Below are 8,421 nucleotides of genomic sequence, written 5' to 3'. Positions count from 1 at the left end.
AGTTTGGGGATGTCGCACTCGCCCCGGAACCAGCGCAGAACCAGTACCGCCTGCCAGAACGGGGTCAGGGCGCGACTGCCTTTGGGAGTGCCGAGCCGGCGACGTTCGTCCTGGAGCAGCCGGGCAACGTACTGAACCAGTGCACGGGGAACGTCGAGCATGGCACGATGAGCAATCACGTGGAGCCTTTCGGGCGGCAGGGATTCTTGTGGTGAGAACTCATCTACCGGAGGCTCCACGTCTGTCTCCGGCCTTCGACGGCTTCTCCCGAAAGGCACGAAACGCCACCACAGGCGTCCCGAAATCCCCAATCGCCCGAATTATTTCTCTGAGATCACCTCATTGACGGACGGCCGGAAGACCGTACTCCATGCCTTTACCCATGCCAATTATGAGATGGGTCACATCAATTCCCTCTTGTTGAGTGAATGGGGCGGATGCACGATCAAGGCCGTCTCATCGGTGATCGATCGACTTCCTCGTCGGCAGAGCGCAGACATGCGAGTCACGCAACAGAGACTCGTCACCGCTCTCGGCCTGCCCATCGATTCAACGCAACGAGAGGCTCATGAACATGAGATCGCAGAATGTGGCCATGCTCGCGGGCGGGGCCCTTCTCCTCTGTGCGGTCCACGGAGGGGTCAATGCCCACGCCGAAACTCTCGCGCCGCCCGGGGCGACGCTGAAGCATGGCGACTCGGCCCTGATGCGGTATGTGGACACTCCGGAGCAGCGTAGAAAGGCGACCAGTGCGCGCGCCCGGCTTGTGAAAGGCTGTATGAAGGAGTTCGGATTCTCCGAGTTCAGCACGCAGGAGGCCTCCGGCAATCCGCCGCCACTCCTCAGCAGCCGGCGTTACCTGTACGTCAGCCCAGCGGACGCGGCCCGTTTCGGATACGGAATCGATCCGGCCACTGCGAAGGACTTCGACAAGCCCAAGGATGCGGTGCGGGCCGCCGTGCCGTCCGAGGAGCAGAGCGTCCTTCTGGGTCAAGGACTCACCAGTTACAAGGGCAAAACCGTCGCCCCCGGCGGCTGCGTCCGACAAGCCGACGGAATTCTGCGGAAGAACACCCCGGCGGCCGACCTGCTGCTTCCCTGGAAGCTGATGAACCAGGCCGCAGGTATGGCGGCGAAGGACGAACGCGTCACGAGCCTGGTGGCCGCCTGGGCCTCCTGCATCCGCGGGCGAGGGTATGCGTATCAAGCTCCCGAGCAGGCCTGGGACGATCCCCGCTGGCGACCGGCTCGCACCGCCGCCGGCGTGAGCGAGGAAGAGAAGAAGGCCGCCGTGGCCGACATGGAATGCAAGGACCAGGTCGGCTATGTCGACAAACTCGCCTCCGTGCAGAACTCCTACGAGAAAGACCTTATCCGGGCGCATGTCGACGAGTTGGAGGCGATACAGCGCAACCAAGAAGCATTCCAGCGGAACGCGGACATCGTCATGAGCGGGGGACGCCCGTGACCGCGAATCGTACGGACAACGCCTGGACACTGAACGGCCTGATCCGGAAGGGCATGATGAAGAGGCGAGGCAGAACGCGCATTCTGATTCCCACAGTAGTGAGCGCGCTCCTGGCGAGCGCCATCACCATCAGCTCCCCAGCGACTCCCGCATGGGCCGACGAGAACGACGGATGGTGCACGGACCGGGAACTCTGCATCTTCGAGCACTGGTACGCGGGCGGCGGACGACGCGACTACTTCAACGGGGACTTGAATTACACGAACGACACCTTCTGGTACTGGGGAGGAGGGCCTGGCCCGGCTCCGAGTAACGCGATCGTGAACGACCGGGCGAGTTCCGCCAGCAATGGCGACAGTCAATGCAAGGCGCTCCTCCACGAGCACGCGGACTTCGCGGGGTCGGCACTGCTGATCTGGTACCGCAGCGGCTCCAGCGGCCTCATGGTCAATGACCTCGGACAGTACGGCATGAACGACACCATCAGTTCGAACTCGTGGACGGACTGCATCTAGAAACCAGGGCGCACGCCCACACCGGTTAAGGTCTCCCCGCCCTCCCGGACGCCTTCTGTGGCCACGTACAGGAATTCGAGGCCGGGCGCCTCTATTTCCCATTCCCGACCCCGGCGGGTCGCCTCCGAACAAATGCCCCGTTGACCTTCGGTTGCTGGAGGACACAGTGAAACGCGCAGTCGGCCTGCACGCGGTGCTCGCCCTGTCTCTCGTCCTGGGGTCCGCGGTGCTCAGTGGAGGATCCGCGACCGCGGGCACATCCTCGCTCACGAGCGGGCCGACACCATCGCCGATCGTGACGCAAGGCGCCACGGCGGACCGGCCCACGGTCCGGTCCGCCGTCGACGAGCCGCTCCGCGATCGCGTCCTTCCCACGGGCTGGCGCACGTCGAACGACCGGGCGTTGGCCACGGCAGGAGACACGACGGGGTTCCACGTGCTCATCGCCGAGGCGAACAGCGGTTACCAGTGGCGCACGCTCGCCACCCTGAGCGAGCCGGGCATGGACACCGACCAGTGGATCGGCAATGCCTGCATGACCGGCACCGGAGACCGCGTCGTCGCGGTCTACGCACCCCGGCACTTCACCAACCGGGCCACCCTGTTCAACCGGGGAGCCTTCGCCGCGATCATCGAGATCTCCACCGGCGAGGTGACCAAGCTGAAGGACCAGGTGTCGGTGGCCTACTTCAACCCGGGCTGTGGCGCCGACGGGAAGGCGGTGCTCACGCAGGGTTCGGTGGAAGGCCACAACACGACCCGTCTCCTCGTGGTGGACACCGCCCAGGCCAAGGTCACCAGGAGATCAGTGGTCTCCGGGCAGTTGACCTCCGCCGTTCCCGTGGCCGGGGCGGTGCTGGCGGCCGCGGGAGCACGCCTGGTCGAGGTGTCGGAGACAGGCAAGCTGACCACGGTGGCCACAACGAGTTCGGCGCCCTTCGACCTGCACCCCGACCGGGAGGGCGGTCTCACCTATGCCGAGCATGCCGACGGTCAGGTCACTGTGAGATACCACAAGGACAAGACGACCCGGGCGCTGGCGACGGGGCCGTTAGGCCTGATTTCGATACGTGCGGGAACGGACGGCCGCGTGTTCGTTCTCGGTGAGGCCCGCACGGTGTCGGCCATGCCGGCCGCCGTTTCGGTGCTCGCCGCCCCGGGTGACGACGCCGGGGTCTCCTCGCACGGCGAGCTGGTCATTCTGAGCGCGGCCGGTCGGAGCCTCCGGCCCACCAGCCGCGTCGCCGACTCCGACACCCGCATTCAGGGCACCGGCCACGACGACGGGGCGGCCGCCGTGGTCGACCTGGCGGCGCTGGTGCCCGCCACCCGGAGCCGGCTCAGCTTCGCGGTGGAGCCGGCGGCGCGCATCTCGCCCAAGTCCGGGTCGGGCCGCGCGCCCAACCCTCGCCTGCTCGCCGCCGGGCTCACCACCGAAGCGGGCTCGAACGTGACGGCGAGTGCCGAAGACCCTGTGGATCAGGGATATTCATGTGCGGTGCCGCGCAACGACCCCAGGACCCAGGTGTACCAGCCTCACTGGCGGCAGGTCGAGTGGGCCGTGGACCAGCTGGTTTTCAGACGGCTTACCGTCACCCGGTGGACCGACTGGAAGAAGTCGGGGCTGCAGGCCTGGTCCCCGCAGACGCTGTTCCCGGCTGAAGATCTCAAAGGGACGACGGGCGGCCGGGTTCCCACCAACGTCATGTTCGGCATCCTTGCGCAGGAGTCCAACCTGTGGCAGGCCCAGCGCAACGTGGTCGAGGGGGAGACGGGGAACCCACTGATCGGTAACTACTATGGTGTCAACGTCTACGACGCCGACCCGTCCAATGACTGGGCGATCGACTTCTCCAAGGCCGACTGCGGCTACGGCATCACGCAGATGACCGACGGGATGCGCCGGGCCGGATACGAGCGTCCGGGCGAGCGCCTCTTCGCTCCCGATGTCCAGCGGAAGATCGCCCTGGACTATGTGACGAACATCGCGGCCGGGTTGCAGGTGCTCACCAAGAAATGGAACGAGATCTGGCAGGACACCGGCGGCCAGGCGAAGATCAACAACGGCGACCCTGCCCGAATCGAGAACTGGTATCTGGCGGTGTGGGCCTACAACTCCGGCTGGCATCCCAAGTCCGCGGCGTGGGGCGTTGACAGCAACGGCGTTCCCAACAACGGCGCATGGGGTGTGGGCTGGGCCAACAATCCTTCCAACCCGAGCTACCGGCCCGGCCGCCGTCCCTTCCTGGACAACAACAGCTACGCCGACGCCGCTCATCCGCAGGACTGGCCATATCAGGAGAAGGTCCTCGGCTGGGCGGCCTGGCCGATCGCCAAGGACTATTACGACACCACCGCCAAGAAGTGGATGAGCCAGCCCGGATACAACGCCGCCTGGTGGAACACCTCCCTCGACAGAGGGAACGTCGTGCCCTCCTATGCGTGGGGAGGCGGCACCTCCGCGATCGTCGTTGACGTCAACGCCTTCTGCGTGCCATCTTCGGCGGGCGGTGACGACCACAACAACTGCCGGCCCGACACCGGCTCGATCCCGGCCCCGGGCACCTGCCAACGCGACGATTCCAAATGCTGGTGGCACCTGCCCAAGGTCTGGAAGCCGAACTGCTCGTCCACCTGCGGCAACGAGGGCACGATCCGGTACGACAGCATGTACGCCGGCATCGAAAGGTCCGAACCCACCGATTACTGGTACCCCTGTGTCACCCCCGGCCTGCCCAGCGGGGCGTTGATCGTCGACGACGTGCCCAGCAGTGTGCCACCGGTGCGCGGTGACTGCGACAACTCCCCTTGGACCAACTCGGGTGGCTTCGCCTTCGAGTTCGGCCGCGACGCTAACGGACGAACTCCCGCAAAAGCGGACTTCCAGCAGCTCGGCAACGGCTTCGGCGGTCACGAGTGGTTCGCCTACACCCGGGACAGCGCGCATGACGGCGACGTGTTCAAGGTCACCGGCACATGGACGCTGAACCAGCCCGTCAATGGCTGGGCCAGGGTGTTCGTCCATCTGCCGGCCCGCCGGGCGTGGTCCCAGCGCGCCCCGTACACCGTGGGTCCGCTCCTGGACCCCGGCAACGGCGCCGTCACCCAGACCCGGACACTTCCGCAGCGGCTGGAGGCCAACACCTGGGTGTCGCTCGGGGTCTTCCAGTTCTCCGGCACACCCTATGTGAGCCTGACCAACTGGGTCGCCAACCATCCAGGCGACGGCGACCCGCCACAGCCCTTCGGGAACGGCGCCACGGCCATCGCCTGGGACGCGGTCGCCTTCCAGAAACTGCCCGGTAAGCCGCGCAACATCGTGGTGGCGATGGGCGACTCCTACTCCTCCGGTGAGGGCCTCTCCCGGAGCGGTGGCGTCGACTACTACCGCGACAGCGACAACAACGGCACAGCGCAAAGGGCCGACGACCCGAATCATCCCCGCCAACTCGCGGGAGACCCTCGCTTCCGTAACGCCTGTCATCGATCCAAGTTCGCCTGGTCCCGCATGGGAAGATTGACCGATTCCACCAACTCGATCGGTGCCAGAGCCGACAGTTGGGACGCCAATATGGACTACCACCTGATCGCCTGCGCCGGAGCCGAGACCGAGAACGTCCTGCCCTTCGGGGAACGGAACGCCTTCGGGGACGCCGTCCTCGGCCAGTATGGCGAACTCTCCCAGATCGACAAGGGCTTCCTGGACCGGAACACCACCCTGGTCACACTCGGGATCGGCGGCAACGACACGGGATTCGGCCCGATCATCCAGACATGCCTGATCCACTCCCTGCCCTGTTACGCGGCCGCGCTGCCCGAATTCGGCTTCGCCCCTTTGAGTGTCACCGTTCCTGAGCGAATCAACGGGAAGGTACGAGACTCGATCATCCAGACACTTCGGGCGATCCACCGGGAAGCACCGAACGCGAAGATCCTCCTGATGGGCTACCCGATCGTCGTGGGAGCCCCGTGCGGGCCTCCCGGGGGTCAAGTCATCGATCAAGACGAGGTCGACTGGACCAGGAACATGGCCAACCTCATGAATCAGGTGCTGTTAGCTCTGCCGAGTGATCCTGCCCTGGCAGGGATCACGCTGAAGGTGGCCGATCCGCGGCCCTACTTCGGCCTCAACGGCGAGCACGGGGCGTGCACAGGTGACGGCAACGAGGCCATCCACGAATTGGTCACGGACCTCACCCCCGGTGACGACGCGCTGTTGGGCGGCCGGTGGAATCTGCCGGGAAAGTCCGCCCAGTCATTCCATCCCAACCTTGAACTGGGCGCTGGTATGTACACCCAGACGTTCAACTCAGCCGCCCTGGCGCCCGGACTCTAATGACACGACGAACGACGTCCGGTTCGGCGGTGGTGGCGAGCGTCATCCTCGCCACCACCGCCCAGCCTGCGCCATCCACCCTGCTCGGCACACCCACGCACCCGGCTCGCGATACCTGCCCTTATCGGGATCCAGCCGATCCCTTTTGCTGCTGGGCAGCCTCGTCCAGGACGGACGTCACCCAGTCAGCCAGACTCTGTGCGGCCTGGTCCGCCGCAGCCTCCCAGAGTCGGCGCTGCGCTTGTGAAACCTTCAGGTGGAAGAGCCCGGTGGCTTCGGTATCGGCCGGCAGGTCGCGTCGGCTCGCTCGCACGCGCCTGCGCAGTTCGTTCCTCGACCAGCCACCGCGCTCCGCCTGGTCCAGCCAGCCGGTCTGCTCGTCCGCGGGTAACGCGGCGACCTCCGCGTGATGCTGGATGCTCAGTCGGCCGTGCCGCCGGGACGGCTCGACCTTCCTTGCTATCCAGGCGTAGTTCCTCAAGGTCTGATAGTCGAGCGAAGACCGCTCCATCGCCTGGCGGTAGCGTTCGGGAAACGAATTCTGGCCGTAAACGAGCCAATCACCGAGCCACCAGGTCGACGCATCAGAGATAAGGCTGATCTGCTCGCCTATGCGCTGCCATCCCTCCAACGAAATTCTCTCCGGCAAGTGCAAACTCGTCCGCCGGGTTTCGGCGACGCGGTCAACTCCCGGTCGTTGGGGAAAGGATGCGCGCCGATCTCGTGTACGGCTGCCGTTGACGAGGGCGTCGGCCCTCGTCGAAGGAGACTGTCCGGTAGGAGGAGTCATCTCGCCCGCGCTTTCCTCACGCCTGTGCTGTGGCACGTTTCCTCCGGCTTGAGTCGTGCTGAACGCCTCACTTGGACACCTTCACCCCGGGCCGTCCTCCGCTGCCTCGGTGTTCTGGTGCCGGACGCTAGGCGGCGTCGTCGGCCGGATGGGCAACCCCGTAGACGAGGTGCAGCACGCCTGTCGGGAAAGCGTCCGACGAGATGAGCGTCAGCGGGATGGGACTCTCCCCGTCCTCGAACAGCCGCGCGCCCTTGCGGACGGCGACGGGGTGCACCAGCAGGTGCAACTCGTCCAGCAAGCCCGCGGTCAGCAACTGGCGGATCACCGAGATCGAGCCGCTCACGGCGATGTGCGTCTGGCCCGGCTCGTTCTTCAGCGCGGTCACGGCCTCGGCGAAATCGCCCCGCAACAGCTCGGAGTTGCGCCAGCTGAACTCCAGCGGCTGCGCCGACACCACGATCTTCCGCGCGTCACCGAGCGCCTTGCCCATCCCGGCGTCCTCGCCGCCCGCGGCCTCCCGCTCCGGCCACGCCCCGGCGAAGCTGTCGTACGTCACACGACCCAGCAGCAACGTATCGGCGCTGGCCAGCGACCCCATCACGGCAGCGGCCATCTTGTCGTCGAAGTACGGCAAGTGCCAGGCCGCCGGGTCATCCACCACGCCGTCGAGCGAGATGAACAACTGTGCAACGATCTTCCTCATGATGCTTTTCCTTCGTAAGGGACGGGGACTCCGGAGCAGTCCCCCGGAGCCCGTGGATTAACGCGTCAGCCCATGTGCAGCACGCTCCACAAATGGCCGTCCAGGTCTCGGAAGCTACGGCTGTACATGACCGCGTCGTCCTGTACCTCGCCGGCCTTGGTGCCGCCGTTGGCCAGTGCGGCTGAGACGATGTCGTCGACCTTGGCCCGGGCGTCGACCTGGAGGGCGAGTGCCACTTCGTTCCCGGCTGTGGTGTCGGGGATGTCTTTGCCGGTGACGGACTTGAAGAACGGCTCGGTGACCAGAAGCAGTGAGGCGCCCTCGGCGAGGGTCACGCAGCCGGCCTCGTCGCCGGTGAGCTCCCTGTCGATCGCCAGTCCCAGGTTTTCGAAGAAGCGCAAGGACGCGGGCAGGTCCTTGACGTGCAGGTTGACGAAGAGCGTCATGTTGGGTTCCTAACTGTCATCAAGAAATGATGAGGTGGTAAGTGGGGTCACCGCCGGACGCGACCGGCGGCTGCAGGGCCGCCCTTCACCGAAATCGGTGGTGGTACCCGATCTTCGTCATGCACACTAGGCAACCCCGCCTAGAATTTTCCTTGAATCG

6 protein-coding genes and 1 pseudogene are annotated in these 8,421 nt (G+C 65.7%); 3 read left to right on the top strand and 4 right to left on the bottom strand.

The genetic code is table 11. The annotated features are described in order from the left end of the window. Window positions 1–161, bottom strand: a pseudogene (locus tag BLS95_RS60185) (IS5/IS1182 family transposase); the annotation flags it as partial. A gap of 407 nt (window positions 162–568) precedes the next feature. Between BLS95_RS60185 and BLS95_RS53630 the strand changes: the two are divergent. From BLS95_RS53630 to BLS95_RS53620, 3 genes are all read left to right on the top strand, one after another. Next, the gene (locus BLS95_RS53630; protein ID WP_143044326.1) at window positions 569–1,468 is read left to right on the top strand and encodes a hypothetical protein; all 900 of its coding nucleotides are present in this window, start codon (window positions 569–571) and stop codon (window positions 1,466–1,468) included. Further along, window positions 1,465–1,983 carry a hypothetical protein gene (locus BLS95_RS53625; protein ID WP_090947348.1) on the top strand — a complete coding sequence of 173 codons (519 nt, stop codon included), beginning with the start codon at window positions 1,465–1,467 and terminating at the stop codon, window positions 1,981–1,983. The genes BLS95_RS53630 and BLS95_RS53625 overlap by 4 nt, the downstream gene beginning before the upstream one ends. 166 nt (window positions 1,984–2,149) lie before the next feature. Continuing rightward, a complete protein-coding gene (locus BLS95_RS53620; RefSeq protein WP_143044325.1) occupies window positions 2,150–6,319 on the top strand; it encodes a golvesin C-terminal-like domain-containing protein in 4,170 nt (1,389 codons plus the stop codon). Window positions 6,320–6,440: 121 nt separating this feature from the next. Here the strand turns inward: BLS95_RS53620 and BLS95_RS53615 are convergent, their stop codons facing one another. The 3 genes from BLS95_RS53615 to BLS95_RS53605 form a co-directional block, all read right to left on the bottom strand. After that, the gene (locus BLS95_RS53615) at window positions 6,441–6,974 is read right to left on the bottom strand and encodes an LmbU family transcriptional regulator (RefSeq protein ID WP_090947346.1); all 534 of its coding nucleotides are present in this window, start codon (window positions 6,972–6,974) and stop codon (window positions 6,441–6,443) included. Between the two features lie 262 nt (window positions 6,975–7,236). Continuing rightward, window positions 7,237–7,815, bottom strand: a complete 579-nt coding sequence (locus tag BLS95_RS53610; protein WP_090947345.1) for a dihydrofolate reductase family protein — start codon at window positions 7,813–7,815, stop codon at window positions 7,237–7,239. A 65-nt stretch (window positions 7,816–7,880) separates the two neighbouring features. After that, entirely contained in the window at window positions 7,881–8,261 is a 381-nt protein-coding gene (locus tag BLS95_RS53605) for a VOC family protein (protein WP_090947344.1), read from the bottom strand. Between the last annotated feature and the right edge of the window lie 160 nt (window positions 8,262–8,421).

Source organism: Nonomuraea jiangxiensis (genome assembly GCF_900099965.1).
GTDB classification, from domain to species: domain Bacteria; phylum Actinomycetota; class Actinomycetes; order Streptosporangiales; family Streptosporangiaceae; genus Nonomuraea; species Nonomuraea jiangxiensis.
Note: the sequence above shows the minus strand (reverse complement) of the source record. Positions and strands in the feature narration are given on the sequence as shown.

What these genes read in the sequence shown, in the direction of transcription:
- BLS95_RS53630 (WP_143044326.1), top strand. Translation starts at nt 569, where the DNA reads ATGAACATGAGATCGCAGAATGTGGCCATGCTCGCGGGCGGGGCCCTT.
- BLS95_RS53610 (WP_090947345.1), bottom strand. Translation starts at nt 7,815, where the DNA reads ATGAGGAAGATCGTTGCACAGTTGTTCATCTCGCTCGACGGCGTGGTG.
- BLS95_RS53605 (WP_090947344.1), bottom strand. Translation starts at nt 8,261, where the DNA reads ATGACGCTCTTCGTCAACCTGCACGTCAAGGACCTGCCCGCGTCCTTG.